This window comes from Paenibacillus sp. LX16 (genome assembly GCF_036252815.1).
Taxonomy (GTDB): Bacteria; Bacillota; Bacilli; order Paenibacillales; family Paenibacillaceae; genus Paenibacillus; species Paenibacillus polymyxa_B.
Genome location: NZ_CP141152.1, coordinates 4,719,908 through 4,746,901, shown reverse-complemented (window position 1 = coordinate 4,746,901; position 26,994 = coordinate 4,719,908). Strand labels below are relative to the sequence as shown.

The 26,994-nt window shown below is 43.7% G+C and carries 25 protein-coding genes and 1 pseudogene; 22 read left to right on the top strand and 4 right to left on the bottom strand.

What is annotated here, in order from left to right:
- Positions 1–5: 5 nt before the first annotated feature.
- A complete protein-coding gene (locus T3H97_RS21290) occupies positions 6–794 on the top strand; it encodes a TrmH family RNA methyltransferase (RefSeq protein ID WP_328800815.1) in 789 nt (262 codons plus the stop codon).
- A gap of 83 nt (positions 795–877) precedes the next feature.
- Complete coding sequence (locus T3H97_RS26470) at positions 878–1,114, top strand: IS3 family transposase (protein ID WP_442955652.1); 237 nt, start codon at positions 878–880, stop codon at positions 1,112–1,114.
- A gap of 369 nt (positions 1,115–1,483) precedes the next feature.
- On the opposite strand, the gene T3H97_RS21285 is transcribed toward T3H97_RS26470, so the two are convergent.
- Positions 1,484–1,669: a hypothetical protein gene (locus T3H97_RS21285; RefSeq protein ID WP_328800814.1), complete on the bottom strand. Its 186-nt coding sequence runs from the start codon at positions 1,667–1,669 to the stop codon at positions 1,484–1,486.
- Positions 1,670–1,845: 176 nt separating this feature from the next.
- Entirely contained in the window at positions 1,846–1,920 is a 75-nt protein-coding gene (locus T3H97_RS21280; protein WP_328802863.1) for a YjcZ family sporulation protein, read from the bottom strand.
- A gap of 308 nt (positions 1,921–2,228) precedes the next feature.
- Between T3H97_RS21280 and T3H97_RS21275 the strand changes: the two genes are divergently transcribed.
- Genes T3H97_RS21275 through T3H97_RS21265 form a run of 3 tightly spaced genes read left to right on the top strand, consistent with a single transcriptional unit; the run spans position 2,229 to position 6,213 of the window.
- On the top strand, positions 2,229–3,845 hold the full coding sequence (locus T3H97_RS21275; protein WP_328800813.1) for a spore germination protein: 1,617 nt from the start codon (positions 2,229–2,231) through the stop codon (positions 3,843–3,845).
- Positions 3,846–3,860: 15 nt separating this feature from the next.
- A complete protein-coding gene (locus T3H97_RS21270) occupies positions 3,861–5,087 on the top strand; it encodes a Ger(x)C family spore germination protein (RefSeq protein WP_328800812.1) in 1,227 nt (408 codons plus the stop codon).
- 28 nt (positions 5,088–5,115) lie between these two features.
- A complete protein-coding gene (locus tag T3H97_RS21265) occupies positions 5,116–6,213 on the top strand; it encodes a GerAB/ArcD/ProY family transporter (RefSeq protein ID WP_328800811.1) in 1,098 nt (365 codons plus the stop codon).
- Positions 6,214–7,034: 821 nt separating this feature from the next.
- On the opposite strand, the gene T3H97_RS21260 is transcribed toward T3H97_RS21265, so the two are convergent.
- Positions 7,035–7,886 (bottom strand): aldo/keto reductase, encoded by an 852-nt coding sequence (locus T3H97_RS21260; RefSeq protein ID WP_328800810.1) that lies wholly within the window; start codon positions 7,884–7,886, stop codon positions 7,035–7,037.
- Positions 7,887–8,054: 168 nt separating this feature from the next.
- On the opposite strand from T3H97_RS21260, the gene T3H97_RS21255 reads away from it, so the two are divergent.
- Positions 8,055–8,549: a MerR family transcriptional regulator gene (locus tag T3H97_RS21255; protein ID WP_328800809.1), complete on the top strand. Its 495-nt coding sequence runs from the start codon at positions 8,055–8,057 to the stop codon at positions 8,547–8,549.
- Positions 8,550–8,699: 150 nt separating this feature from the next.
- Here T3H97_RS21255 and T3H97_RS21250 read toward each other — a convergent pair.
- Positions 8,700–9,084 (bottom strand): annotated as a pseudogene (locus T3H97_RS21250) (RidA family protein).
- Positions 9,085–9,188: 104 nt separating this feature from the next.
- Between T3H97_RS21250 and T3H97_RS21245 the strand changes: the two are divergent.
- The 16 genes from T3H97_RS21245 to T3H97_RS21170 all read left to right on the top strand — a co-directional run bounded on the left by T3H97_RS21245 (position 9,189) and on the right by T3H97_RS21170 (position 26,992).
- Positions 9,189–9,533 (top strand): winged helix-turn-helix transcriptional regulator, encoded by a 345-nt coding sequence (locus T3H97_RS21245; RefSeq protein WP_328800808.1) that lies wholly within the window; start codon positions 9,189–9,191, stop codon positions 9,531–9,533.
- Positions 9,534–9,860: 327 nt separating this feature from the next.
- Positions 9,861–9,989 (top strand): hypothetical protein, encoded by a 129-nt coding sequence (locus T3H97_RS21240; protein ID WP_328800807.1) that lies wholly within the window; start codon positions 9,861–9,863, stop codon positions 9,987–9,989.
- A 207-nt stretch (positions 9,990–10,196) separates the two neighbouring features.
- Positions 10,197–10,337: a transposase gene (locus tag T3H97_RS21235; protein WP_328802862.1), complete on the top strand. Its 141-nt coding sequence runs from the start codon at positions 10,197–10,199 to the stop codon at positions 10,335–10,337.
- 803 nt (positions 10,338–11,140) lie between these two features.
- On the top strand, positions 11,141–12,580 hold the full coding sequence (locus tag T3H97_RS21230; RefSeq protein ID WP_250240315.1) for a 6-phospho-beta-glucosidase: 1,440 nt from the start codon (positions 11,141–11,143) through the stop codon (positions 12,578–12,580).
- Positions 12,581–12,856: 276 nt separating this feature from the next.
- Positions 12,857–13,687, top strand: coding sequence for a BglG family transcription antiterminator LicT (gene licT, locus T3H97_RS21225; protein ID WP_328800806.1), 831 nt, complete (start codon positions 12,857–12,859; stop codon positions 13,685–13,687).
- 250 nt (positions 13,688–13,937) lie between these two features.
- Positions 13,938–15,827 carry a beta-glucoside-specific PTS transporter subunit IIABC gene (locus tag T3H97_RS21220; protein ID WP_134903501.1) on the top strand — a complete coding sequence of 630 codons (1,890 nt, stop codon included), beginning with the start codon at positions 13,938–13,940 and terminating at the stop codon, positions 15,825–15,827.
- A 221-nt stretch (positions 15,828–16,048) separates the two neighbouring features.
- Complete coding sequence (locus T3H97_RS21215) at positions 16,049–17,539, top strand: alanine/glycine:cation symporter family protein (RefSeq protein WP_328800805.1); 1,491 nt, start codon at positions 16,049–16,051, stop codon at positions 17,537–17,539.
- A gap of 185 nt (positions 17,540–17,724) precedes the next feature.
- The gene (locus T3H97_RS21210) at positions 17,725–18,330 is read left to right on the top strand and encodes a bifunctional transcriptional activator/DNA repair enzyme AdaA (RefSeq protein ID WP_328800804.1); all 606 of its coding nucleotides are present in this window, start codon (positions 17,725–17,727) and stop codon (positions 18,328–18,330) included.
- Positions 18,311–18,853, top strand: coding sequence for a methylated-DNA--[protein]-cysteine S-methyltransferase (locus T3H97_RS21205; protein ID WP_328800803.1), 543 nt, complete (start codon positions 18,311–18,313; stop codon positions 18,851–18,853). Before T3H97_RS21210 ends, T3H97_RS21205 begins: the two co-directional genes overlap by 20 nt.
- Positions 18,843–19,658, top strand: coding sequence for an SPL family radical SAM protein (locus tag T3H97_RS21200; protein WP_328800801.1), 816 nt, complete (start codon positions 18,843–18,845; stop codon positions 19,656–19,658). Before T3H97_RS21205 ends, T3H97_RS21200 begins: the two co-directional genes overlap by 11 nt.
- Positions 19,659–19,720: 62 nt before the next feature.
- Positions 19,721–20,338, top strand: a complete 618-nt coding sequence (locus T3H97_RS21195; protein ID WP_328800800.1) for a DNA-3-methyladenine glycosylase family protein — start codon at positions 19,721–19,723, stop codon at positions 20,336–20,338.
- 19 nt (positions 20,339–20,357) lie between these two features.
- Positions 20,358–21,047: a DNA alkylation repair protein gene (locus tag T3H97_RS21190; protein ID WP_328800799.1), complete on the top strand. Its 690-nt coding sequence runs from the start codon at positions 20,358–20,360 to the stop codon at positions 21,045–21,047.
- A 70-nt stretch (positions 21,048–21,117) separates the two neighbouring features.
- Complete coding sequence (locus T3H97_RS21185) at positions 21,118–22,713, top strand: response regulator transcription factor (protein WP_328800798.1); 1,596 nt, start codon at positions 21,118–21,120, stop codon at positions 22,711–22,713.
- Between the two features lie 23 nt (positions 22,714–22,736).
- Positions 22,737–24,593: a histidine kinase gene (locus T3H97_RS21180; protein ID WP_328800797.1), complete on the top strand. Its 1,857-nt coding sequence runs from the start codon at positions 22,737–22,739 to the stop codon at positions 24,591–24,593.
- A gap of 99 nt (positions 24,594–24,692) precedes the next feature.
- Positions 24,693–26,057, top strand: coding sequence for an ABC transporter substrate-binding protein (locus T3H97_RS21175; RefSeq protein ID WP_328800796.1), 1,365 nt, complete (start codon positions 24,693–24,695; stop codon positions 26,055–26,057).
- 32 nt (positions 26,058–26,089) lie between these two features.
- A complete protein-coding gene (locus T3H97_RS21170; RefSeq protein ID WP_328800795.1) occupies positions 26,090–26,992 on the top strand; it encodes a carbohydrate ABC transporter permease in 903 nt (300 codons plus the stop codon).
- The last annotated feature ends 2 nt before the right edge of the window (positions 26,993–26,994 follow it).

Sequence of the window (26,994 nt, the reverse complement as noted above, 5' to 3'; positions counted from 1 at the left end):
AACGAATGGAAATCATTTCACCGAATAATGCGCGTGTAAAAGAGTGGGCGCAACTGCTGGAGAAAAAGCATCGCACACGGCAGCATAAATATATTGTCGAAGGTATTCATCTGGTGCAGGAAGCGCTGCGTTCGGACGTGGCTGTCGAAACCGTCGCCTATGATTTGGACAAGGGCATTCCCGCTGAGCTGAATGGCCTAGATCAAGTCGACCAGCCGGTGGAATGGGTTCCCGTGTCAGCGGCGGTCATTGCAAAATGCACCGATACGAAGACGCCGCAGTCGGTCTTTGCCATCGTGCGTAAGGAGGAGCGCAGTGCATTCCCGGCATTGCTGGAGCAGCCGGATGCACTGGTGATGGTGCTGGACGGGGTGCAGGACCCCGGCAATGTAGGCACCATCATCCGCAGCGCGGACGCTGCTGGAGCCGCAGGCGTAATATTGGGTCATGGCTGCGCCGACCTGTACAATCCCAAAACGATCCGCTCCACAATGGGATCGTTGTTTCACCTGCCGGTGATTGAAGGCAGCCTGGAGGAGCTTTTACCGCAAGCCAAAAGTAAAGGTGCCCGCTTGCTCAGCACCTCGCTGGATGCGAGCTTGTCATGCTATACCATAGATTTGCGTGCTTCCACTTGGCTTGTGATCGGAAACGAAGGCCAAGGTATTTCTGCTGCTACCGCGCGCATGGTGGATGAGTCGGTATTCATTCCGATGCAGGGGCAAGCGGAATCACTGAACGCAGCGATGGCTTCTACGGTGCTATTATTTGAGGCGATGAGACAACGGAACTAAGAGAATGAACACGGGGCGATTGCTAGACAACGTTCATGGAGAGCTTCTTCTCGCATCCCAAAACGGAAGGTCTCTCCCCTTAGATATCCGAGATCTGGCGGAAGCACAAAATCGAATCGAGAAACTACATACGGTTCTACAACCGAAGGCGAACACAACGAAAATTAAACAAACTGACGTTAGTAGGATACCGACGTCAGTTTTGCAGCCTAGGTGTTTTTTCAATATCTACTAATAGGGTATTTACGTTGGATATAGGGGATTTCAGGGTGTTTTTTGAGTTGCTATTTATGCTGATTCTTACGATCACTTTGTCTTAATCTGCCAATTCAATTAATCATAACAGAGAGCTTATTTTGTATACATTATTTGTAATGCAGCATTGCTTTTAATTTACACATTAATTCTTCCCTTCTGGGAATCATAAATTTGTACAACATAAAACACACTGTCCTTAGATTGTTTCAACAAAAATCCCCGCCGACCAACCAAGATTAGCGGGGATTTTCTATTTAACAATAACTTTTGTTTCGTCTGCACATCAACCAACTTGTGACCTTACCCGCTCTCCAACTCCTGATTATAAACAGAGCTTATGTATTAGAAATTTTAGAAGCACATATTTGTAGCTGTTCTAGATTAATTTACTTTTAACGTTCTATTAACTACTAACCATAATGAAAGATCAATTAAATGCAACGCTTTTCAGTCCAAATTATATTCTTATTTTGTTCTAAAATAGACAGAGCCCTCTCAATATCATCCTTGCTTCTCCCTGTTTTAATCTTTAATTCTTCAATAGCACTTAACTTTAGCTTTTGTTCCCAAAAGTCATAAAGTACTTGTAGTATCTTATACTCTAACTCACCTAGCACGCCATTCTCTCCTTCGCTTTACAAGCTATTATATGAAGCAATTGAGAAATGGGTACAGTAGTGATGACACTCAATCCACTCCTGAATTAAAAACATATTGTGCAATTGCTGTAACAAAAAAAGCTCTGCCGACCATAAGGAAACTCTTTTGTTATTCAACAGTTCTTTTCACAAAATTAAACCCAAAGTGATTTACTGATTATAACTAACAGAATAAATAGCACTAAGATTGCCCCTGTAGAAGTCCACATACCGCCGCCATATGAATCTATACCTTTATGCACCCATGCCTTTAACCTCCTTTATCTATTTACATCTTAATATTGTATAAATACGTGCTATGACTAGGCATTTAAGCAAATAGAAGAATACCCCCGCCGACCAATTTAAGGTTAGCGAGGATTTGCTTTACTTAGTTAAGCAACAGGACCTTCACAGTTGTAATCATAGTTGCAATAGGATTGGTATGAAATGATTTTTTTTGCAAGAATCGTACATATAAATCATGTAATAGCAACATATTACAGTTAACCGCTATCTAGAAGGGAACTGTATTACTATGGTTGACAAGTTAAAAAAATGGCTGTTTAAGCAGCCTTCACGATCTAACAATGGCACGAGCCCTGAACCAGTTAATGACGAAAAATCGACTGAATTATCCAAAGAGCTGAGTGGCACGCTTAAGGACAACATGACCCTACTGAAGCAGGATATAGGACATAGCACGGATTTCATTCTTCGTTGTCTGAACGATAAACAGGGCAATCCGGTTCTCGCTGTAGGTTTTCTTCAAGGCCTGATTGATCAGCAAATTTTAACGACACTGCTGGAGGAGCTCACTGCAGGCATTCGAAATGGAGATGTCTCTGATCGTAATGTTGAAAGTTGGTTGATGGATCGTATTCCTATTGGGGGCATCACTTGCCTTGAAAATGAGAAGGCACTTATCCATGCCGTTCTTTATGGACAGGTGGCTCTCCTTGTTGAAGGCAGCACCAAGGCCTTTGCTGCTTCTCTCAGCGGGGGGGCTAAAAGAGCGGTTGAGGAGCCAACATCGCAGACAGTAATTCGCGGCCCTAAAGAGGGGTTTACGGAGGATATTTCCACCAATATCGCGCTCCTCCGGAGAAGGATCAAATCAGCTGAACTCCACATTGATTCTCGACTTATCGGATCATACACACAAACGAAGGTATCTGTGGCATATATTCGAGGCATTGCAGATCCGGAGGTGGTTAAGGAAATCTCCAGACGGTTAGACTCCATTAACACGGACAGTATTCTCGAAAGCGGATATATCGAGGAATTTATTCATGATGGGGTATGGACACCCTTTCCAACCATGGTTAACACTGAGCGCCCGGATACTGTAGCAGGCAGCTTGCTTGAAGGGCAAGTTTCGATATTGGTTGATGGGACCCCATTTGCCCTGATTGCTCCCGTAACCTTTTTTCGATTTATAGCATCCACTGAGGACTACTACCAGCGTTATGATCTGGCATCTTTTCTTCGGATCGTTCGGATGTCATCCTTTTTCTTGGCATTGCTATTACCCTCGTTCTACATTGCAACAACTACGTTTCACCAGGAAATGCTGCCTACAACACTGCTTATCACTCTGGCTGCACAGAGAGAAAATACACCATTGCCAGCACTGCTTGAGGCGATGCTAATGGAGCTGACCTTCGAGGTTATCCGCGAAGCGGGAGTACGAATGCCGCGCGCCGTAGGGCCTGCAATCTCTATTGTTGGGGCTTTGGTTCTTGGACAAGCTGCTGTTCAGGCGGGGTTGGTTTCCGCAGCTATGGTGATTGTGGTATCATTCACAGCCATCTGTAACTTTGTGCTACCTGCCATCAATATGGCGGGGGCTGTTCGTTTGCTCAGGTTTGGACTCATGCTGGTGGCAGGTTTATTTGGGTTATACGGTGTTTTGGCGGGCTTGATTCCCATCCTCGTTCGATTAGTATCTGTGAATTCGTTCGGCGTTCCTTATATGATGCCGCTCGCACCTTTCTATAAGAGCAATATGAAAGACCTGTTTGTGCGTGTACCTAGATGGAAGATGAAGAAGCGGCCTGTAATGATTGGGGATTCCAATCCAGTAAAGCAGGCAACGAAACAGGAATCATATGCAGAACAAGCGGGGGAACACGGTCGAGATCCCATGGCGTAATAAGGAGGAACCGGTATGTCTCAATTAGGCAGATTTATTTTGGTCTTGGTCGTATTATTCATTTTGGCAGGTTGCTGGAACCGAGTCGAACTGAATGAGCTGTGGGTAACTGCGGCTACTGGAGTAGATATGATGGACGACGGACAGTGGATGATGTCCTATCAGATTATTGTTCCCTCCGCCATTGCAAGTGGAACCGGGGGAGGAACGGGAGGATCTTCCCAACCGGCATCCCATGTACTCTCTGTAAAGTCCAAAACCTATAGCCAGGCGTTATCATACAGCAATTTGGAAACATCAAGACGAATTTACATAGCACATAATCGTGTTGTATTTATCGGTAAAAGAGCGGCTGAGAAAGGAATGGACCGTTTAATCGATTTTTATCTTCGTAATACGGAAGCGAGGGAGATGGTAAATATGATTGTAACGGACGGACTAGCATCCGATCTATTAAAGAAATTATTGCCGCCTGAAAAACTTCAAGGCGCCGCCATGGCTGAATTGGTTAACAAAGAGAGCGATATTTTATCAGTGTTTCCGAAAGTTAGGGTTTATGATTTCGTATTGAGCATGAACTCGGATTCCAAATCCATTGGGGTACCGGTCGCCGAGTTGGTTGGAGAAAGAGACCATCAGAACGAGCAGGAAGCAGAAAGTCTGAATGTTTTCAAAAAAACCTCGGCCCCGCTCAAGCTGGCATTGACTAAATTGGGGGTATTTCAAAACGGAAAGCTCAAAGGTTTTCTCGACAAGGACGAGAGTCTGGGAGTATCTTATCTGTCTCAAAAGGTTAACAACACCGAAATTTCGTTCCCTTGCAGCGAACAACTTGGCAGAAAAATGTACTCTTCCCTAATAGTAAACTCTGCGGTTGTAAAGCTTACGCCCAGGAAAACGAGTTTTCATTACACCATGCAGGTTGGAGTTAAAATTAACGGGACTTTAAACGAAAGCACATGCACTAAAGATATTTCCAAGACGGAAACCATACATGATTTGGAAGAGCAGATTTCAAAAGAAGTGACCAGAACGATAAATGAAGGCTGGGCTAAACTTCAGGAACTTGGTGTGGACGCAACTGGTTTTGCTGAACGGATTCACCGAAGGTTCCCAAGGGAGTGGAGGACTTTGGAAAATGATTGGGATCAGGAGTTTAAGAAGATGAAACTGGACATTCGAGTGGATACACGGATTCAGCGTCCTGGACTCCTACAGAAGCATATCGGAAGTGAAACCTAACTCATTTATATGAAGGGGCTTAAAAAGCATGCGTGAAACCGTTACTAGAGTATCCGGGTTAGCTATCGCCTTTTCCTTGTTTCAGGTTGGCAGTACTACATTATTCCTATTGGGAGGTAAAGCCAAGCAGGATGCATGGCTAGCCATGTTGATCGGTGCACTTGCGGGCTTTGTACTGCTAATCATGCATTTATCCATACATAAACTTGAACCACATCGGGATTTGTACGAGCTCCTATGTCATTATTGGGGAAAATGGGTTGGTAGTCTGGGTGGGCTTCTGTTCATTAGTTACTTTGCTTATGAAGCTTCCAGGAGTGTCAGGGACATAGGGGAGCTCGGCGCATTGACATTGCTAAACAGAACCCCTACCGAAGTTATTACGTTTATAGCGTTAACTGTCTGTGCCGATGTGGTGTGGTTTGGACCGAGAGTCTGGTTCCTTCTATGTCATATATTTCTGCTTCTTGTTGCGTTTGGTTACTGCATGTTACTAGTGCTTACTCCTTTTACAGGACTCATTCACTTTGAATTTTTGTTTCCTGTATTGGAGAACGGTTTAACTCCCGTAGTGAAGACTGCCATACCCGAGATTGTGTCTTTCCCCTTCGGGCAGACGATTCTTTTTCTTGTGCTGTTCAAGATCGTCACGGATAAACGTAAATTACAGCGATCGATCATCATTGTTTACTGGATCACTGCTTCGTTCCTTATTGTAATGAATGAACTAACAATCCTGGTTCTAGGTCCGGAATGGGCGGCATCAAGCACCTATCCCTTATTTGAGGTTACTCAACTAATTCAGCTACCCAAGATCGTTGAGAGAGCTGATGTCCTGTTTTCGATGATTCTATTTATTGGAATCGGAGTCAAAACGGCTGGCTTTATGTTTGGTGCCGTCATTGGGCTTCAAACGATAACCCCCTTTAGATATAAGCCTGCTTTACTGTTGCTAAGCATCATCATATACGCTCTTACGTTTCTCTCTCCTAGGTTAACCGAATTTTTGTGGTTCGGTCTTCATGTAGCCTTGGTTCAAGTCTGGCCTATCTTTCAGATTGCTCTGCCTGTCCTCCTTTTCCTGACCATGCTAATTCGGAAGAAGAAGAGAAGGGCTTATAGTTAGTAGCTACTGTAGTCACAAGCATGTTGAATTTCCGAATCGGTTGAAGTGGTCGCTAGAATTGAAATGTGCATGTCTATACCAGAGATCAAGCATATCCGTGTACTGATACCAAGCTTGGAGAAGTTAATCGTTTTTCTTTTGATTAATAAGCAGGTAAATAACCATCTACTATTGGGCTTGCGGGAAACGATGTCAATAGACACAAGGAGACGGCAGCCGATAATGTGGCTGTTTCTGTTCTAAAATAAAAGTAAAAGACCTCATACCCTGCTGCGGGTGCTTCATTTTGTAGGTATTGAATTTGTTCCAATTATTATAAACTGCGACGTTCCTAGAACTGGCTAGCAATTTCGTTGTCCATAAAGATATCTTTATGCACTATACACAAGATGCCTAATTAAGCTAACGGGCAGATTGGCTCAACATGAAGCAGGTTCTGGAATCAGAAAATGGGTCCGTTTTTTTATTCCCTGCTTGGAAAATTTCCTTGGAATCCGCGGCACTTCGCGTAGATATTTGTGTATCCCAACTTCCAACTGACAAAACCGAAAAATATCTAGTCACGAACACAAGCTGAGAATTGCACTAACAGAGATGCTCGTTGAATAAATCAGTCTAAATCTTCTATTAGAAGCAGACTAGAATTAATTGCTCTAATAGGAGTTTATTATGAATAAGCGAAAGGTGACATCATTATAAAGCGGAAAAGCGAATTCAAGGGTCAATTCAAGTAAAGAAAGGACAGGGGGATGACCAGACCATCCTGTCCTTTCTTTATAGATAAGGATAAACGCGTGATAATTTTACGGTTCGATCAAGGTTTACAGATCGAATCTCCAGTTGCCCATCATCTTGGCGACTTCCGGGTCGCGGTAAGATAAGAAAAGACTTTGCCGCGTATCGAGGGCTGAAATTTGTTCGATATCATCCGCGCTCAACTCAAAATCGAAAATGTCAAAGTTTTCGACGATCCGCTCTTTTCTCACCGATTTTGGAATTACAACCACTTCACGCTGAACAAGCCAGCGCAATACGACCTGAGCGACGGACTTGTTGTGTTTTTCTGCGATCGAGACCAGCACTTCGTTTTTGAACATGTTGTTAAGTCCCTCAGCGAACGGGGCCCACGACTGGTGTTGAACTCCCTGCTCTTTCATAAAAGCTGCGCTCTCTGTCTGCTGGTAGAACGGGTGCGTTTCGATCTGATTAACGGCGGGTACGATTTCGTTATGAACGATGAGGTCCATCAGGCGGTCGGGTAGGAAGTTGCTGACACCGATCGCCTTAATCTTGCCTTCGCGGTACAGGTCTTCCATCGCACGCCAAGCACCGTAGTAATCGCCAAACGGCTGGTGAATAAGGTACAGATCGAGATAGTCGAGTTGCAGCTTATTCAAGGATTTGGCAAACGCGAGCTTGGCACTCTCGTAGCCAGCATCCTGAACCCAGAGCTTGGTTGTGATGAACAGTTGCTCACGCGGTACGCCGCTGCGCTTGATGGCACGACCGACCGCTTCCTCATTCAGATAACCGGCGGCGGTGTCGATCAGGCGGTAACCAGCCATCAGCGCTTCATATACGGCGTTTTCGCATTCTTCAGCATCTGGAACTTGGTAGACACCAAAGCCGATGATTGGCATTTTTACACCATTGTTTAATGTTACGGTTTGCATTGTATTTCCTCCCATTGTTCAAATGTAAAACGCAAACGGCCGCGGAACTCGGGCACCTCAGTGGGCTTCCGCTTACGGTCGACTTGCATTACAATAAGCCTATCGCCTTCGTGTTACACGAAGTCAAGCCCACTTCAAAAATTTTTATTTTTCCAAGGAGGATTCCACATGTATACAGTCAAAGAAGCCGCCAAGATAACGGGACTCACCGAGCACGCTGTACGCTTTTACACGGATAAAGGCCTAGTGCCAAGCGTACAGCGCAATCAAAACAACATTCGGATGTTCGACGAAGAATCGATCAACTGGTTGCATGGCGTCAAATGTCTAAAGCAATCCGGGATGCCGATTGGAGTCATTAAAATGTACGTCGATTTCTGTCTCGAAGGGGATTCGACCATTCTGCAACGCTACACACTCATGATGGAGCATAAGGAAGCGGCGCTCGTGAAGCTCGAAGAAGCCAAACAGCACGTTGCTCATTTGGAACAAAAAACGGCCTTAAATCAGGCCATCCTGGAGCACCGCTCTCCAGATACGGCCAATCCTGGCAACTGGGATAAAATTCAGCACATGCATAGTGACGTTTTTTACTCGCCCTCTGTTCGGAAGTCTAGGGATCTACGTGAGACACAACCGCTCGAAGAAAATACTCTGTTTTAAACTCCTGTTTGGCTTAGGATGAACAAGATTCACATCAGTCTAGATTGAACTACCGAGAGACGATTACTTTATCATAACGAGAAGGCAGCCGCCCATAAACTTTTTTAACAGGATCGTTTTTTAGAAGTCCGACAAACCGCGGTAACCGAGTTAGTCCGTGTGAGAGACGGCGCTGATTTCAATCAGTTGCTGAGGGGACGCTAGGTGTGTCACGCCAATGCAGCTGCCGACCGGCCGGTGTTGTCCCACGTACTCCTTTGAACAGCTGGATGCATGGCTCGAAGTGCTCATGTGCGTTGGTCAGATAGACCTCCACATAAGCGAGGTTCGACTTCGTGATACCAAATCCCGCCAGCACGCGATCGAGATTGTCCAGCGTCTGCCGGGTCTGAGCCTCGATATCGCCCTCGCCAACAAACGCGCCCTCCGTATCATGGGAAAATTGTTCCGAAATGTAGATGGTTCCGTTAACACCGTAGCCTTGGGTGATGCCATGATCCCAAAGATCGTGATTATAAGTTTTTACAGTAGTCATTATTTCTCTCTTTTATTTCAAAGTAAGGTCAGTATAAAATGAGTGCAAATAAAAATATAGTACGCACTTTATTGATAGGTACTATCAGAAAGGATAGTGTGAATATGAGTATGGCTGAATATAAAGGCAAAGTTAAAAATATTCAGGATACACCTTTTGGTTATACATTGTCAGTTATTGGTGGTAAGTGGAAAATGGTTACTATGTATCTCTTGGCAGAAAACCAACCAGTCCGTTTTAATGATATGAAAAGACAGATTGGAGCTATTACTTTCAAAACATTGAGTTCCCAACTTAAAGAATTGGAAGCGGACGGTATGGTGATACGGAAGGAGTATCCTCAAGTTCCCCCTAAAGTCGAGTACAGTCTTACAGATAAAGCGAAAACACTCTTATCCGTTTTGGAAGGGTTATGTGAGTGGGGCGTAAGGAACCAACCTGAGGCATGATTGGCTTTCAACCTACGTTTACATATGTATAAACGCTGGTAGGAGATAGAGAAAAAATTAAGCTGGTGTCGAGTTTAATTTGAGAACAATTCCCTATACACCCTAGCAGTATTGATAAATAACGATTTTAGTATACAATTAGCCCCTATATCTAGGGGGTATTTTTATAAATACTTCAACTCTAAAATTCGTGACCAAATGCCTAGGAAAGGTTATAATTTGTTTGAGAATGGAAGATTGTGATCGAAAGTTTAGTTTCAATTAGCAGCATAAATCAAGAATATCAGGACTGATTATTTGCATTAGTTTTTTGAAGGGAGCAATTAAATGCCAGAAGTCAATAAGGAATTGGATAACGGCGGAGCTGAGGCGATTAAAGGTTTTAATTTTCAAAAGGCAAATATAATCCTTCTTTTCAATAATAAAAGAAAACGTGAAGTACCTGGATCAAGATGAAAATAAATATCACTTTGTTGACTTGAAAAAACCAATTTTAAAAGATATAGACGAGACAAATGGCCACTTAATTAAAATTCATGATATAAAAACAGTCCATTTTGGGATGTTTTTGTCTCAATTTATCCTATAACTCACAGGGGCTGTGTGGTTCATAACATTAAATGAGACTAATTATATTGTCAAATGAGATAGAAACATCTACGCCTGCACCTGGACTTTCTTCCGTCCTATAGTCCCAATCTGAATCCAGTCGAGGGGCTATGGCTGTGGCTTAAATCCAATGTGGTGAATAACGTGTTTTTTGGGAGTTTTATAAGATTAAGCTTCATGTCGGCCAGTTTATGAAACGAATCATTAAACAACAATTGGAAACAATTCGAATTTTGAATATTTTGAAAGATATTTTTTAAAATGCTATTTCATTTGAACATCCAAATAGAAAGGTATTTGATTATGATATTCATTAACAAAAAAACTATTAATAAGCTAACTGAATCGCATAGAGAACCTAACATGCTTATCTGCTATTCAACTCCTCAAAGCCTTTCGGCTTGGACAAGTCGGGCTATATTACTCCTAAATAATGATAAAATTATTATCCTTTTCCTCAATCTATTTTCCACTAAAGTAGTACAAAAAGTTGAATTTGAAGTAGCTGATTTACAAGAACAAAAATATCATTCCATATATCTCTCTTCTGCAATATGGTCATTTAACAGTAAAGGACAGCATTGGAGGTTCAAGATAATCAAAAAAATTATTCCTCTTGGCTCTATGCAAAGAGATTTCCTAAATTTCTTGCAACAAAATATTTTAAATTAGCGACTGAGTAGATCGCCGATTTCTTCGTTTCTTCATGTCTATCGCCACCTTGGGTTGGGTCTTTCTATTCATTACCCAATAGGCGATTGAAGTAATGCTGTTGGGTTGTTAATTGCGTGTTATTATATCAAATGAATTTGACAGGTTCCCAAATCTTTGTTAGAGTTTCAATCAAATACGTATAACCTTTTCATGGGATGTTACCGATAGGGCATAACCTGAATTGGCTTGTTTACACTGTAAGTGTATACAGGCTGGTTTGGGTTTTTTTATTGTCTGTGACCCTTCGCTACCCCTTTTATCACACATTTGGAAGGAGAATGTTTATGTCCAGTTATATTTTCCCTAAAGACTTTTTATGGGGCGGTGCTCTTGCTGCCAATCAGGCTGAGGGCGCTTATTTGGAAGATGGTAAAGGATTGAGTCTGGTGGATCTGCTGCCTACCGGAGAGAAGAGAAGAAGCATAATGAAAGGAAATGTTCCCTCGCTGACTCCACTTGAAAGCGAATTCTATCCTTCCCACGAAGCCATTGATTTCTATCATCACTATAGCGAGGATATTGCGCTATTTGCAGAAATGGGCTTCAAGGCGCTGCGTGTTTCCATTGCCTGGGCTCGTATTTTTCCAACGGGAGAAGACGCTACTCCCAATGAAGCAGGTTTGCAATTCTACGATGATTTGTTCGACGAGTTGCATAAACATGGCATTCAGCCAGTCGTTACCCTTGCTCATTTTGACGTGCCGGTAGATCTAGTCGAGAAATATGGAAGCTGGCGGAGCCGGAAGCTGGTAGGCCTGTTTGAAACCTATGCTAAAACAGTATTCACCCGCTACAAGGATAAAGTGAAATACTGGATGACATTCAACGAGATTAACATGCTTCTCCATTTGCCGTTTCTCGGCGCCGGTCTTGTTTTTCAAGAAGGTGAAAACGTTAAACAGATTCAGTATCAGGCTGCACATCATCAGCTTGTGGCAAGCGCGTTGGCTGTAAAAGCGTGTCACGAGATTATCCCGGATGCCAAGATTGGCTGTATGCTTGCTGCCGGCAGCTTCTACCCGTATACATGTAACCCCGAAGATGTGTATCAGGGCATGGAAAAAGACCGCGAGTCCTACTTCTTCATTGATGTACAGTCACGCGGCGAATATCCTGGTTATGCGAAGCGCTTCTTCAAGGATCATGGATTAAACATTGAGATGGAATCAGGCGACGCAGCCATTCTGAAAGATCATACCGTTGACTATATCGGATTCAGCTATTATTCGAGCCGGACGACCAGCACAGACCCGGAAATCGTTAAGAACATGACTAGTGGTAATGTATTTGGCTCCGTGGCCAATCCATATCTGGACAAGTCCGAATGGGGATGGACGATCGATCCAAAAGGATTCCGCATCACAGCCAACCAATTGCATGACCGTTACCAAAAGCCACTGTTCGTAGTGGAAAACGGTTTTGGTGCCAATGATGTGGTTTCGCCTGAAGGAGAAGTTAACGACGATTACCGGATCGACTATCTCAAGCGGCATATTGCCGAAATGGGTGAGGCTCTTCAAGACGGAGTCGAAATTATCGGTTACACAAGTTGGGGACCTATTGACATTGTCAGCGCTTCCTCAGGAGAGATGAAAAAACGCTACGGTTATATTTATGTGGACCGTGACAACGAAGGCAACGGTTCGTTGAAACGTATTAAAAAGAAAAGCTTCCACTGGTACAAAAACGTAATTCATTCCGACGGCGAAAATCTGGGCGAATAATCATACCACAAGTAAACAGGATCGGACGTCCCGGACCCACGGGGATTTCCGATCTTCGTTTCTTCATTGAAAGCGTTGACAATCGTTCCTCTTCGGGCTATACTTGACGCAATTCCATCATTTTTAGGATTGTTACTGCGTAGCAGGCAAAACCTAAGCCACAAATAAGAAGATGTTACAGTCTTGTTTATTTGGCGTGCTTCGGTTTTTTTCTGTTTACAATAAAGAGGATGGAGCAAGTGTGGCTCTTGCTGGCATATGGAACGGGGGATCGAGATGAACATAGCAAAGGTCATTAACAACAATGTAATCAGCGTCTACCAGACGGACGGTACCGAGCTCGTGGTGATGGGTCGGGGGATTGCTTTTAAGAAAAAGCCTGGAGACAAAGTAGACGAAACCAGAATTCAGAAGGTGTTTGCTCTGAAAAACAAGCAGACATCCGATAATTTCAAAATGCTGCTGCGTGAGGTACCGCTTGATTTGATTGTGATTGTGGAGGAAGTTATTAATGACGCCAAGCATAATCTGAACAGAAAGCTGAACGAAAATATTTATGTTTCACTGACCGATCATATCAATTTCGCTGTTGAAAGATACCAGGAAGGATTGGAAATCAAAAACGCGTTATTGTGGGAAGTCAAGCAGCTGTACAAAGAAGAATTCGCGATTGGTCTGAAAACGCTGGAGCAAATCAAACAAAGGCTCGGTATTGAACTGCCTGTGGACGAAGCAGCTTATATTGCGATTCACATCGTGAATGCTGAAATGAACGAGGAAGTCATTACGACCATGAGTATCACGAAGTTTATCCAGCAAATTATCAATATCGCAAAATATCATTTTAAGGTGGAGTTCGACGAGGACTCTCTGAGCTATTTCCGTTTTATTACGCATCTGAAATTTTTCGCCCAGCGTGTATTTAAGGGAAATCACTACGAAAATAACTATGATCATTTGTATGACATGATTAAGGAAAAGCATAAGGAAGCGGCTGCTTGTACAGAGAAAATCGGAGCTTTTGTGCAAAAAGAATACAACCACGAATTAACGAACGAAGAAAAGCTGTATCTGACCGTGCATATTGAACGGGTGGTGAACAGGTAAGTCGAATGTTTTCAACGAAAAAGGATCAAGAATAGACGATCGAAAGTTTTTGTTGACAAATATGGTATATTGATTATATTATGAGAGTAACAGGAATTTAATAAGTTTTAACTGGGATTGTTACTGGTTATGCAGGCAAAACCTAAGTCATGAAAAATTGCGGGACTAAAGTGCCCACCATTTTTCAAGGCTTAGGTTTTTTGTGTGCCTAAATATGTAAAAAGCCCCTTAGAACATGGAGGTGTCTATCATGAGTTATGAAAAACTGGCCAAAGAAATTGTACACCTGGTAGGTGGCGAAAAAAATGTAGTATCGCTCGTTCACTGCGCCACACGCCTGCGTTTTGTGCTAAAAGATGAGGCAAAAGCAGACAAGGGAAAGTTGGAAAAAACCGACGGAATTATCACTGTGAAGCAGAGCGGTGGTCAGTTCCAGGTTGTAGTCGGCAACAAAGTACCAGAGGTATATAATGCAATCGGCAATGTATCCAATATCTTGAATGAAACTGGAAAAGAAGATCATTCAGCTAAAGGCAACAAAGGATTTGGTGCCGTGATCGACGTAATTTCCAGCATTTTTGCACCTTTGCTCGGAGTTATGGCGGGGTCCGGTATTTTGAAAGGTCTGCTGCTGATTGCGAGTAACCTTGGCTGGTTGCTACCGAAAGACACTACCTATATGATTTTGTATGCTGCGGCCGACAGCTTGTTTTATTTCCTCCCTCTCTTGTTAGCGGTTACAACAGCACGGAAATTCGGAGGTAATATCTTCGTTGCCCTGACCATTGCCGGAGGGTTGCTTTACCCGACCATTGTCACGCTAAAAACGGAAGCTACACCTACGGACTTTTTCGGTATTCCTATTGTGATGATGAGTTATTCATCTACCGTTATTCCGATCATTTTAGCCGTCATCGTCATGAGTAAGCTGGAAAAATGGTGCAATCGAGTGATCCATGAGAGCGTCAAAAACTTTATTACACCTTTGATTCTACTTGTAATTATGCTTCCTCTAACGCTGATCGTGTTTGGTCCAGTCGGGGTGTATGTGGGCAACGCGATCGCTACTGCACTCGTTGCTGCATTTAGCTTTAGTCCATTGCTAGCTGGAGCAATCCTTGGTGCTTGCTGGCAGCTGCTCGTTATTTTTGGTGTTCACTGGGGTCTTGTACCTGTATTCATTAATAATATTGCTGTTAATGGCAGAGACGGGATCAAGCCTTCAGCTGCGGCTTCCATCTTTGCTCAAACCGGCGCTTCGTTCGGTGTTATGCTGAAAACGAAAAATAAAAAGCTGAAAACGCTGGCGGGTTCCGCTACACTTACCGCTTTGTTCGGCATCACGGAGCCAGCAGTTTATGGGGTTACGCTGCCGTTGAAACGTCCGTTTATTGCAGGTATTATCGGTGGTGCTGTCGGTGGTGCCATTATCGGTCAAGCGGGAACGCAAGCATTTGCCTCCGGCGCACCTGGATTGCTGACCTTGCCGATCTTTTACGGCCCTGGTGGACAAGGCTTCCCGGGATTGATTTTAGGGATTACCGTTTCATTCCTGGTGTCGGCTATCTTGACTTATATTTTAGGTTTTGAAGATCCAGTTGAAGAAGAGGAAACTACTAACAATTCAGCTAAAGAATCGACCTCTACAGTTGTTGTTTCTAATGAAGAGGTACTCAGCCCAATTGAAGGAACTGTGGTCGCTTTGTCGGAGGTTCCCGATCCTGCCTTTGCTTCGGAAGCTATGGGCAAAGGGATCGCCATCCAACCGACAACGGGCAGAGTCGTGGCCCCGTTCGATGGAACCATCACCGTGGCGTTCAAGAAAAAACATGCGCTTGCAGTTGTTTCGCATCATGGCGCAGAAGTTCTGATTCACGTCGGAGTAGATACGGTCAAGCTGGACGGTAAACATTTTACGTCCCATATCAAAGAAGGCGATCAGGTGAAAGCTGGGGACCTACTGCTTGAGTTTGATGTTGAGCAAATCAGGGCAGAGGGTTATCCTACGATTACGCCAGTTATCATTACGAATTCTTCCGAATATACTGAAGTCCTTCCAATCGCTCAAGGAGAGGTAACAGAGCAGGCCCCGCTGTTGAAACTGTCTAGCGCTCTGAATGAGAAAGAAAGCATTGCCTAAATGTCTTAAGGACAAGGCTCTGATGATCCATATTCCCGGATCATCAGAGCTTTTTTGTCGGCCTTTCAAGTAGTCGGTAAGCCCACTTGTAATTGACAATATGTCAATTAAATTAACTTGTATGGGGGTAAAAACTAATCTATAATTTTTTGTAATTATGCAAATTTTCTGAAAACATAGACAAGAAAATTAATTGATTGATCAGGGGGGAAATACAAGGAATGTTAGAGCAGTGGGCAGAGGCAGTAAACGGCGTCATTTGGAGCAATCCTGTGGTATATGTCTGTTTGGGCGTGGGGCTATTATTTTCGATCATGACTCGATTCCTACAAATCAGGCATTTCAAAGAGATGATTCGTCTAGTATTTAAAGGGAAAAGTTCCGAGGCAGGTGTATCCTCCTTTCAGGCCTTTACGATGGCGCTATCGGGGCGTGTAGGGACGGGAAATATTGCTGGGATTGCATTGGCAGTCGGAATGGGTGGACCCGGGGCGATATTTTGGATGTGGGTCATGGCCTTTATCGGATCGGCTACTGCGTTTGTTGAATCCACATTGGCTCAAGTATATAAGGTAAAGCGCGATGGTCAGTACCGAGGCGGCCCAGCCTTTTATATTGAAAAAGGGACAGGCTTAAAATGGTTTGCCGTCATTTTTGCGGTTGCTGCGTTGGTGGCGATGTGTTTACTGATGCCGGGAACTCAATCGAACTCCATTGCCGTAGCTTTTCATAGCTCGTTTGGCATGGATATGAAGGTTTCGGGGATTCTAGTAGTCGTGTTGCTGGCGCTTATCATTTTTGGTGGTGTAAAAAGGATTGCCAATGTGGCTCAGGTTGTCATTCCGTTTATGGCACTCGGTTACATCCTCGTCTCTTTCTACATTATGATGACGAACATTACTGCGCTTCCCGATGTATTTTCGCTGATCTTTCGTAGTGCCTTTGGCGTGGATTCTGTGTTCGGCGGTATGGCAGGGACGGCGATTGCTTGGGGTGTAAAGCGGGGGATTTATTCCAACGAAGCCGGACAAGGCTCTGGTGCGCACCCGGCAGCCGCTGCAGAAGTGTCCCATCCAGCAAAACAGGGGCTAGTTCAGGCGTTTTCCGTCTATGTAGATACCTTTTTAGTCTGTACATCTACGGCTTTTATGGTCTTATTCACAGGTATGTACAACGTGAAGGGACCTGGTGGCAATTTTATTGTGCAACATCTCCCGGGTGTTGAAGAGGGAACCCAATATACACAGGCTGCTATTGAATCGGTATTTCCCGGTTTTGGATCGAGTATGCTGTCCATTACCTTGTTCTTTTTCGCATTTACGACCATTATCGCGTATTATTACATCGCAGAAACGAATATGGCCTACCTGGTTGCCGACCGTAAAGCCAAATGGCCCATGTTCGTCCTAAAGCTGGTTATTCTGGGTTCGACGTTCTATGGAACGGTCGTCAAGGAATCGGCTCTGGCATGGACACTGGGGGATATGGGTGTCGGCATTATGCTTTGGGTGAATCTGATGGGTATGATTCTGTTGGCCAAGCCTGCTCTTCTTGTGCTTAAGGATTACGAACAGCAGCGGAGGCAAGGGCTTGACCCGGTGTTTGACCCGGAGAAGGCAGGTATTTCAAATACCGAGTACTGGTCAAAGGAATATCAGCCTCCTGCAGATGAGTTGACGATCACCGCCAAACCGAGCAAGCTTCAAGCCTAAATAAGATAGATAAGTAAGATCAAAGGTGGCTCCGCGGGGAGTCATCTTTTTTTCGTTATCTTGCCTTTACATTCCAAGAAGGGTACATATGTTCACTATTTAGTCTATAATTTAGACAGAGGGATTTTGAATAATCCTGCCATAGATATGTGGGAGGCCACATTTGCATCAGAGAGGTGATTTGAATGAGTACATCCGATTTATCCATAACTGACGACAAGTGGAGAGCTATTGTAGAAAACGACAAGTCTTATGATGAGGAATTTTTGTACGCTGTGAAGACAACGGGAATATTTTGTCGCCCCTCCTGCAAATCCCGACCTCCCAAAAGAGAAAACATTCGTTTGTTTAAAACAGTAGAGCAAGCATTGAACGAGCATTTTCGTCCATGCAAAAGATGTAAACCGACAGGACAACGATTGCCTGATCATGAATGGATCGCACTGGTTACAGAATACGTGAATTCTAACTATATGAAGGACTTAACATTGCACATCCTGGCTGAAATAAGCCATGGAAGTCCGTATCATTTACATCGTACCTTCAAGCGGATCATGCATATAACTCCAATGGAATATATACAGCAGACCAGGTTGGAACAAGCGAAGAAGCTGCTCATTTGCTCAGATATATCTGTTGCGGAAGTGGGGGGAAACGTAGGTCTGTCCAATGCACCTTACTTTATTACGTTATTTAAAAAGAATACAGGCTACACCCCGTTGCAATATCGTCGATTCAAATCCAAAGAAGCACAAAATGGAGGTACACAGCATGGCACATCAAATGAATAAAACGATCTATTGGTCATGGATGACCTATGAGGATTGGAATTTATATATTGCAGCTACATCGGAAGGATTATGTTATGTGGGCTCGCCCAATCAACCTGTAGAGGAATTGTTTTCATGGGCGGGAAGTCGATTATCCGGCAGCCCTTTAGTTGAAGAGGATGCTGCTTTACAGCCCTATGCCAAGGAGCTGATTGAATATCTCCAAGGGAAGCGCACCCAATTTACATTGCCCTTTGATTTTCATGGGACTGCGTTCCAGATGGCGGTTTGGAATGCGTTGTGTGATATTCCGTATGGGGAAACATTATCCTATTCAGACATTGCCAACGCTATTCAAAAGCCAGCCTCTGTTCGTGCGGTGGGGGCTGCCATCGGTGCTAATCCGATTTTGGTCACGGTCCCTTGTCATCGGGTCATCGGTAAAAATGGAGCTATGACCGGATATCGTGGTGGTTTAGACATGAAGGTGAAGCTTTTACAGCTCGAAAAGGAAAGTGTGGCATCGGTTCAGTATGAAAAATGAGTATTACAAATCCCCCAAGACTCTTTTGAATAAAGGGACCGGCTTCTTGTCAGGGTATACACATTCGTTGAACCCGTATACAGGTTGTACCTTTGGTTGCTCGTATTGCTATGTACGCCAATTGCCAGTCTCCACATTTCGGAAGGAAGCGTGGGGGACATGGGTTGATATAAAAAATCAGGCAGCAGATATTCTTCGCAAGGAGCTTCGTAGAGCCAAATCCAAAGGTAAAGTCACGATTTTCATGTCGTCAAGCACCGATCCTTATCAGCCTGCCGAGTACAAGGAAGAGGTGACCCGGTCTCTGCTGGAGGTGATGGTGGAGGATCCACCAGATTTTCTCTTTTTACAGACGCGCAGTCCACTGGTACGGCGGGATATCGATTTACTGCTCCGATTGGAGGATCGTGTACGTGTGAGTATGACTGTAGAAACAGACCGAGAAGATATACGCAAACATTTTACACCGGAGGCTCCTCCCATCCAGGCTCGTCTCCAAACGCTGCAATTGTTAAAAGAGGCAGGTGTACCAACGCAAGCTACGATTGCTCCGATGCTTCCAAGCAGTGAACATTTTGCAGACAAGCTGTTGCCTCTGGTCAACCGTGTCTGTATTGATGATTATTTTATGGGAGATGGCAGTGGGGGGAGACGAACGCGTAGCTTAAAAATTGGTGCGCTTTACGAGTCACTGGGGCTGGAAGAATGGTATCATCCTACTGCCTATAAGGCGGTTTATGAGCGTTTTCTCCATGTTTTCCCGAAAGAACAGCTCTACGTGAGCAAAGAAGGATTCGAACCTTGATGTAAAAGCAGTCTATGCTATTGAATCAAGAGTGAACCATATAAGGGGGAGAGGGAGAACGAATGCAAACCGTAATGACCAAAAACTTTGCCTATGGGGAAAAGGAAATCAATTATCTAAAAAGCGTAGATCCCGTACTTGGTACAGCGATGACGCAAATGGGCAAGGTAGAGCGGGTGATCATTCCCGACCTGTTTGCGGCGCTCGTTCATGCGATTGTGGGACAGCTTATATCGGCCAAGGCGGTTCAGACCATATGGACAAGGATGCAGGAGCAGTTAGGCGTGATCACTCCACAAAATATAGCCGTTCAGACGGCTTTAGATATTCAAAGCTGTGGCATCACCATGAAAAAGGCCACATGTATCCTTAGTATAGCCCAAACGATCGAGCAGGGCTTGCTGGATTTACAGGAATTATATGAGCTTTCCGATGCACAGGTGATCCAGAAATTGTCCTCGCTGCAAGGGATAGGACCTTGGACGGCTGAAATGATACTGATTAATTGTATGGAGCGTCCAGATGTCGTCAGTTGGGGCGATATGGCTATTCGACGGGGAATGATGAAGCTGTACCATCTAGATACATTGACCAAGCAGCAATTTGAGGAGTACCGCCGAGTCTATTCGCCTTATGGTTCGGTGGCTTCTATTTATTTGTGGAGTATTTCATTTCGTTAAGAATCAGGGAGTTGAAACGATGGAGAAAACAATCAGAGAACAAATACTGTCATACGTGGATGCGGATTTTCAGAAATTCACGGCTGCATTGCTTCCGACGATTAATAATGTGCTGGGTGTACGGCTGCCAGTGCTGCGTAAGCTGGCTCAAGATATTGCCAAAGGGGATTGGCGTCTCTACCTAGATACCGCTGAAAGTGAACACTTCGAAGAAGTCATGCTGCAAGGTATGGTGATTGGTTCTGTAAAAACAGATATAGAGGAGGTTCTAAGTTATACCGCCAAGTTTGTTCCTAAAATTGATAATTGGTCCGTATGTGATAGTTTCTGTGCCGGATTGAAAATTACGAAACTTCATAAAGAAAGAGTATGGGATTTTATTCAGCCCTACCTGCTCTCCAAGAAAGAATATGAAATTCGGTTTGGGGTGGTTATGCTTCTGAATTTTTATATTGAGGAACAGTATATGAACCGGGTGCTTACTTTGCTAGATCAGACCCATCGTGAGGATTATTATGTACAAATGGCGGTAGCATGGGCGATATCGATCTGTTATATCAAGCTGCCTGAGGCAACGATGGCGTATTTAAGTCATAATACATTAGATGATTTTACTTTCAATAAAGCTCTGCAAAAAATCACAGAATCATACCGGGTGGATCAGGCAACGAAAACGACCATTCGTAGTATGAAGCGAAAAAGAAAATAGGAGGGGTCCCCGCCTGTAAGTGTTATACTGAAAAAAACATACGTGTATAAGATCGACAGGAGGGGAGTCAGTGAATTCGATCCCGCTGGGAGTGCTTGTTGTAGATGATGAAACTAGACAGCGTCGAGGGTTGGCTGCCATGGTCAGGGATTTACGTCCAGAATACGAGGTATGGGAAGCCAAGAACGGGAAAGATGCTCTGACCATTTCTTTATCCAAACCGATCCAAATCGTTTTTACAGATATTCAAATGCCGATCATGAATGGACTTGAATATCTTCAACAATTGAGGACATTCGGTCAGCATGAGACCAAAGTTATTTTAGTGACAGTCTACCAGGAATTTAGCTATGCACAGCAGGCAGTGAGGTATGGGGCGAATGATTATTTGGTGAAACCGGTGCAATCACAGCAGCTTATTGAAGTGATTGAACATATGGAGAAGGTCATTGTAGAGGAACAGGAAGCACTGATTGGGAATCAAACAGCGTTGAATCAGATCGAGCAGAGTATGCCTGCATTTGTGGAGCATCTGTTTAGCAGATGTGTGACAGACAAATTACAGCCTAACGAGAAAAGTCTATTAAAGAGTCACTTTGGATGGCATGGGGTAGGAGAAGTTCTCGCGTTGGGAATATCCGCAGCCCACCCGGAGGATATACATATGTGGGATTCTCAGCTCCGTAATACGGTTGTTGAAATATTGCGGCATTGGGCGTCTTCTGTCGTGTTTCCACTTGAAACCCATAAAGACCATGTGGTTGCAGTGGTGAATTGGAAGGATAGGGCAGACGGCAAGGAGGCCAAAGGCGCACTTCAAGTTGGGCTGAAAAAGTTGGAGCAACAACAAGCGATTTCAGTCTGGTTTGCTTGGGGTCAGCCTTTTAATTTTGATGAAATGCAAATAAGCCAATCTCACGAAAAGGCCGTCGGCCTAATCTCCATGCGCTTTTATACACCTCACATCAGATGTCTGAACCTTGTCATTTCAGATGATGAGCAGCCAGTACAAGAAATGAGCGCATACGAACAAATGGCCTTTTTTAAATTTATTGAAAGCGCTATCTCTAATGGAGAGCCAGATCAGCTATTCGATCGGGTGCAGAATTTCATTGGACCAATGACGCAAGGGTATCCTGCACCTGAAGCGCTTAAAGCAAAATTGGTACACATTCTGTTGGTTAGTTTACAACGGTTAAATATAGGGTGGAGTGAGGAAGTCTACTCACGTTTCTCGGAACGTTTGAACAAAGCTGTCGAAGAGGCCACCTGTCTTCGGAATCTTGAGGATGGTGTTGCAACATGGTTAAAAGAGCTGATTCTTGAGCTTCATAGCGGCTCCAAAGGCGATCCCATTATGAAAAAGTGCAAGGAATTTCTAGATGCACATCTACATGAAGACCTTAGTCTGGAGATCGTGGCCCGGCGCTTCCATTATAATGCGTCCTATTTTAGCATTCTGTTCAAAAATTATTTTGGGCTCTCGTTCACGGAATATATGGTGAAGCTCAGAATGCAAAAGGCTCAGCACTTACTGCTGCATACAGACGCCAAGGTCGCAGAAATTAGCAGACAGGTTGGTTATAAAGATATCAAATACTTTTTTAAAGTGTTCAAAAAAAACGTAATGCACACACCGGAAGAATTTCGTAGGAAATTCAACTGATTGTTAGGTGAAAGGAAGATACGATGCGCCAAGTTAAATATATGTATCAAAAATTTTTGGACAGTAGCTTTCGTACGAAATTGATGCTGTCCTATTTTTTGTTGTCTGGTTTTATCGTTTTGATCCTAGGTTTCGTTTACTTTGAAACGAGCGCACGGAATATTACTACAAATGTAACAGATAGCGTTACAAGCGTTCTGCGTAGTAATAACCAGCTGCTGGATAACAAGCTGACAGCTATTCAAAAAACGGTAGATATGATTCCAATCGATCATGACCTTCTTCAAACTATTACGAACGTGGATACTACGGATTCTTCATCGCTGTTACGAGCTGATCGCAGCATTACAAAAATTTTGTACAGATACTTTGGCAATATGGAGGAAGTATACGCTTCCCAAATTATGACGCAAAATTATGCATATGGAAGCACTGATCGGATGTATATTCCTGTTCAGCCGTTCTATTCTTCTCCGTTGGCAACAACGGCGGTGGAAGCAGAGGGGGCTACCCAATGGATCCCCGCTTATTCGTATGCCGATACATTCCATCAGCAGGATTTAAAACGAGGCTCTTATGAGTTTAGTTCTTTATTTGCTGTAGTAAAGCAGCTCCATTTGACTGCATTAGATGATGCAGGAACCTTCCATACGCTTCCGGAGGGAAAGGAAAAACCTATACTTATATTGAATTTTCGTCCTGACTTGTTAAAAGGGGGGTTTGAAGATTACGCAACCCGCAGCGGATTTGCACATCTATCCTATGGCATGATTCATGATAAAAACGGGATGGTCATGAGTTCGGATAGACAGCAACAAGTGGGGGAGCCCGTGGCGGATTGGCTTAAGGATGCCATTACTTCGGAACAAGGGATGAAAATGGTAAACGTTAAAGGTCAAAGTATATTACTGGTTTACGAAGCCATGAAGACGACGGGCTGGGTATCTTATATAGCCATTCCTATGGAAGATGTATTGGGGCATCTGTCAACGATTCGCACCTACACGGTGTTTTTTTTAGGCTTTATGATGCTCGTTGCTGTTATTCTTGCTTATTTATTGTCTGTTTATATCAGTAAGCCCATCACGGATATGAAACAGGCGATGAAAGTAATGGAGAAGGGACATTTTGATATTCGAATTCCTGTACGTGGCTATGATGAATTGGGAGATCTGGTGATTCGATTTAATCAAATGAATGAAAAAATTAAAGATTTAATCGAGGAAAATTACAAGTCACGTCTACGAGCCAAAGAGTCGGAGTTAATGGCACTTAATTTACAGCTGAATCCCCATTTTTTGTATAACACCTTAACGACCATGTATTGGATTGCGTTAGAACATCAACAGCAGGAGCTGGGCCAATTGATCATTAGTCTGGCGGAAATGCTGCAAATTACTACTCGAAACAAAAACGATACATGGAGCTTGGAAACCGATCTGAATTGGCTGGAAAAATACATTTATATTATGCAGAATCGCTTTGAGGACAAGTTCACGGTGGAATATGATATTGATCCCATTTTGCTTCAGATGGAAGTTCCCAAACTTTTCTTGCAGCCTTTTGTGGAGAATTCAATTATTCACGGCTTCGCGGAAATGGAATCAGGAGGTCTGATTAGGATCACAGCCTGGATTGAGAAGCAATTAGTGTGTTTTAAAGTGGAGGATAACGGATTAGGAATTCAAGCAGATCATATACGCCGAATTCAAGCCGGAGAAATCAGATCAACGGGCATTAAAAATGTAGACAGAAGAGTACGGCTATTATATGGAATGGAATATGGTGTTACGCTCCACTCGCCAGCAGGTAAAGGGACATTCGTCCTGATTCGCATCAGGGAAATTCATAGATCTAATCAAATGACACCAATCCAATGAGAGTACGACTTTTAAAAATGTAAGCGTTTGCTAAAATGAATTTAGTGACAAAGCAACAAACGAAAAGATAAAAAAATAACCGGTTTGGGGGCGTTACTCATGTTAAAACAAAAATTATGGATCGTCTGCATGTGCTTGATCGTTGGGCTTATGTCAGCCTGTAGTTCAAATGAGAGCAGCAGCAAACCAGTTGATTTGCAGGGTCACGAGCAAGTGACACTGACCTATGCCAGTTGGGGGAGCACCAATGAAAAGAAGGTTCAGCAGGAAATCGCTAAAAAATTTACAGAGAAATATCCGTGGATCAAAATCAACTATATGCATATCCCCGGGGATTACGTTACCAAATTAACGACGATGTTTGCTGCCAATCAGGCACCCGATGTATTTCCCATTTATAAAGCACAGGCTCTGCAATGGGCTGAACAAGGCAAACTATATAATTTAAATGAATTTTTGAAGGAGGATAAGGAGCTAACGAAGGAAAGTCTTATTCCTAATTCAGTCATCTATTGGGATAAGGACAAAGTGGCAGGGGTAAAGGTAACTGAGGAAGCTTTCGCCCTCTATTACAATAAAGATTTGTTTGATGAAGCTGGTGTTGCTTTGCCACCGGTAAAAGCTGAGGACGCTTGGACATGGGAGCAGTTTTTAGAGACAGCACAAAAGCTCACCATTGATAAAGCGGGAAATAATGCGCTCAGTCCCAATTTCGATGCAAGTAACATTAAACAGTATGGAGTTCGGTTTGATACATGGATGTGGCATTTGCTTGTGCCTTCCAACAACGCAAGTGTCATTTCAGACAAAGGGGACTCGCTTAATCTTGAGAGCCCTGATGTGATTGAAGCTGTTCAAAAAATGGCTGATCTGATCAACGTTTATCATGTGGCACCGTCGCCGACGCAGTCCAAAAATATACCTTCCCCGGCCGTAGCACTGCAAAGTAAGCGAGTAGCGATGGATCTGGATGGACAGTGGGTTCAATTGGATCTTGGAGAATCGAAAGTGAATTTTGGTGTAGGCGTGTTACCCAAACTGAAGAGCAGCAAAACGATCCTGTTTGGCGAACCGGAAGTGATTTCTGCCAAAACCAAACATCCTAAAGAAGCATGGATGTTTTATAAATTCTTGCTGGATGCTGAAAGCGGACTTGACATGCATTCCAGCGGATTGTGGATGCCTGTCATGAAAAAGTGGTACACCGAACCAGACATGATTAGCAAATGGGCCGATGTCAAACCAGGTCATGCCGATGGTTACCGTGATGCTGTCATGAACCAAACGCTGCATAACGGTGTCAATTCTTACGACTATTATCTGAAAAACTCGGAAAAAATCAATGCCATCATTAACCCGGCGCTGGATCAGGTATGGCTAGGCAAGAAAACGGTGGAGCAAGCATTTAAGGAGGTTTCTGCCAAGGCCAACGCGGAATTTAAGGGGACGTATCCAAAAGAATAGGATGAGTGTTTTGACAGAAAGAGAGGGATAGAATGCAATCATTATCTTCTATTCGTAAGCAGGAAAATTGGTTGGGGTGGCTTTTTGCCGCCCCTGCTATTCTCGGCTTTGTCATTTTTGTTCTGGGACCGATGATCGCTAGTCTCTGGTTCAGTCTTACCGATTACAAGGTTGCTTCACAGGCTAATTTTATCGGTCTGGATAATTACGTCCACTTATTTGACGGTACGGATCAATTTTTTTATAAATCACTCGGGGTTACATTTTATTATGTGTTTCTAAGTGTGCCCCTGCAAATTATTGTAGCTTTCTTTTTGGCGATATTACTTAATCAAAAGGTAAAAGGTCTGGCTTTTTTCAGGACTGTTTTCTATCTCCCTACCATTGTGCCCCTCATAGCATCGTCTATGATCTGGATGTGGCTGTTTGATCCGGATCTTGGCTTGCTAAATGTGGTGCTGCGTGCGCTGCATTTGCCTGAAAGTCAGTGGATCTATAGCGAAGGGTCGGTAGTTCCTACTCTGGTTTTAATGAGTTTGTGGACCGTTGGAGGAACCATGATTATTTTTCTGGCAGGCTTGCAAGATATACCTAGACATTATTATGAAGCCATTGAAATTGACGGTGGAAATGCTCTTCATAAGCTTATGTATATTACAATTCCATTGACATCGCCCACTATTTTTTTTAATACGATTATGGGCTTCATCGGTGGGTTTCAGGTGTTTGTTCAGCCTTACGTCATGACTCAGGGCGGACCCAATAACTCCAGCTTGTTTTATACCTTTTATTTGTTCCGCGAGGCATTTACTTTTTCAAATATGGGTTATGCCTGTGCTATTGCTTGGGTGCTCTTTATTGTCGTTTTGGTATTCACTGCCTTTCTGTTCAAGACGGCCCGAAAATGGGTGTATTACGAAGGCGGGGGGGCATGAAC